Source organism: Aliikangiella maris (assembly GCF_040719265.1).
GTDB classification, from domain to species: Bacteria; Pseudomonadota; Gammaproteobacteria; order Enterobacterales; family Kangiellaceae; genus Aliikangiella; species Aliikangiella maris.
The window spans coordinates 1-1,953 of record NZ_JBFDAH010000089.1; the positions used below are offsets into that span (position 1 = coordinate 1).

Here is a 1,953-nt window from a genome sequence, read left to right on the forward strand (position 1 = left end):
TTAGCTTCAATACAATCACACATCCAAATATGAGGTGAAAATGAAAATCAAGGAAAGCTCACTCCCAGCTGATGTGTTGGGAAAAATAAAGAATCCAGATCCAATTGAGGGTGAGGATATTCTCATTGAGAGCGAAAGTGGCGAATTAATAGGTGTAATAATTCAACCAAAAGCATACGAGTTTTTTCTAAAAAAAATTGAAGAAAAAGAGGATGAAATTGATAGTGCACTGGATGAAAAGTATGATTCAGGCGCCAAAAGCTTAGATGATCTAATGGGAGAGGATTGAAATGAGCGATCAAAAGCCACGCCAGGAAACAGAAGAAGAGAAAGATCGTCGGCTTAATCAAGACGCGACAATGGAAAAACTAAAAACTCCTAAGCATGAAATCAAGAAGCTGAAAACATTGGAAGAGCTTCTTAAGGANTCGGCTTAATCAAGACGCGACAATGGAAAAACTAAAAACTCCTAAGCATGAAATCAAGAAGCTGAAAACATTGGAAGAGCTTCTTAAGGAGAAGCCGTAATGTATACGGTACGCTTCTCAAAAAAAGCTGAAAAGGCTCTAAAGAAAATAGACCATGTTATGAGACGACGAGTCTTACAGAAAATGGAAAACCTAACTACCAATCCTTGTAGCGGGCCAAATATCAAAACCATGCAGGGCTTTCATAATCGTTTCCGGTACAGAATCGGTGATTTTCGTGTTGTGTATGAGGTTATCGATTCAGAGCTTGTAGTGTGGGTGTTAGAGGCAGATTGGCGCGGAAATATTTACTAAAAGCTAACAAGTTTGTTAACAGGAGATTTTTTGCTACGCTCCGTTTTGCAGTGGCTTCGCCACTTTACCGCAAAACTCCACTACACAAAAAACGCCCGTTACAAAGGCGTTAGCTGTAAAAGGAGAAATGAGGATGTCGATAGAGAAAGCAGGCTTCAAGAATTCCGATTCACTCACCAAATGGGTAAAGTGGTTTATTTATATCCAAATACTTGTGGCAGTAATTTCTCTTATTTCAGGAAATATGGAATTACAGTTGCTGTCAAATTACGAAAATGGAATATACACATCACAAGCACAGGCGGTTGCCGATGGTGAAGCAAATGATGCTAGGCAGGGATTAATAGCTATCGCATATACAGTAGTCTTTATAATTTCCGGCATCATTATTCTAAAGTGGATATACCGAGCCAACTACAATGCCCAGCAACTTGGTGCGAAAGATATGCAATTTACACCAGGTTGGTCTGTTGGTTGGTATTTCATTCCAATATTTACGTTATGGAAACCATATCAGGCAATGAAGGAAATATGGAAGGCGAGTGCCAATTCTGACAATTGGAGTAATGAAAAGGTAGGCTCAATATTGCCTTGGTGGTGGTTTTTTTGGCTGGCAAATAATTTTCTAGGTCAAGCTGTCTTGCGCATGTCACTTAGAGCAGAGGAAATATCAGAATTAAAAAACGTAAATATTGTTTATCAAGCATCTGATATTGCATCAATTATATTGGCCTTCGTAACACTGTCATTGGTAAACAGTATTTATCAGTCACAAATTGCTCACGAGCTAGGAAAGGACATCCTCAGCTTAAAATAATATTTTTTGAAGTTAGGTATATGTATATATAAAAAAGCTTTTGTTTCCTGTATAAAAATGAATCAAAGTAACAGGTTTAGTGAATATTTTCAGTCAATCTCAGTATGATTTTTAATGTTTAGATGTCATTGATTCTCAGCAATTGCTAATAAAGATTATTTGGTGGTTTTAGGTTTGTTGAACTTAGTTAAAAATCTTCCTGTTTAAATGGATACCTTTAATAAACTTATTTTCTAACTTTTCTAAGTAGTCGCCCCTGAAAAAAAGCCTAACCTTCTGATATTTAACAAATAATCTCTAATCAAGAACCCCTTTTTCGACCAAAAATGTTAGAATAACTCTCAACTTTTTGGT

At 36.7% G+C, this 1,953-nt stretch carries 3 protein-coding genes; all 3 read left to right on the forward strand.

The window, feature by feature from the left end:
* Window positions 1-40 precede the first annotated feature (40 nt).
* Window positions 41-289, forward strand: a complete 249-nt coding sequence (locus ABVT42_RS22135; RefSeq protein WP_367024478.1) for a hypothetical protein — start codon at window positions 41-43, stop codon at window positions 287-289.
* Between the two features lie 238 nt (window positions 290-527).
* Window positions 528-782, forward strand: a complete 255-nt coding sequence (locus tag ABVT42_RS22140) for a type II toxin-antitoxin system RelE family toxin (protein WP_353898255.1) — start codon at window positions 528-530, stop codon at window positions 780-782.
* Between the two features lie 133 nt (window positions 783-915).
* Entirely contained in the window at window positions 916-1,599 is a 684-nt protein-coding gene (locus ABVT42_RS22145) for a DUF4328 domain-containing protein (protein ID WP_367024509.1), read from the forward strand.
* Window positions 1,600-1,953: the final 354 nt, after the last annotated feature.

Excerpts from the sequence above, each read along its gene's own strand:
- ABVT42_RS22135 (WP_367024478.1), top strand. The coding sequence starts at position 41 with ATGAAAATCAAGGAAAGCTCACTCCCAGCTGATGTGTTGGGAAAAATA.
- ABVT42_RS22140 (WP_353898255.1), top strand. The coding sequence starts at position 528 with ATGTATACGGTACGCTTCTCAAAAAAAGCTGAAAAGGCTCTAAAGAAA.
- ABVT42_RS22145 (WP_367024509.1), top strand. The coding sequence starts at position 916 with ATGTCGATAGAGAAAGCAGGCTTCAAGAATTCCGATTCACTCACCAAA.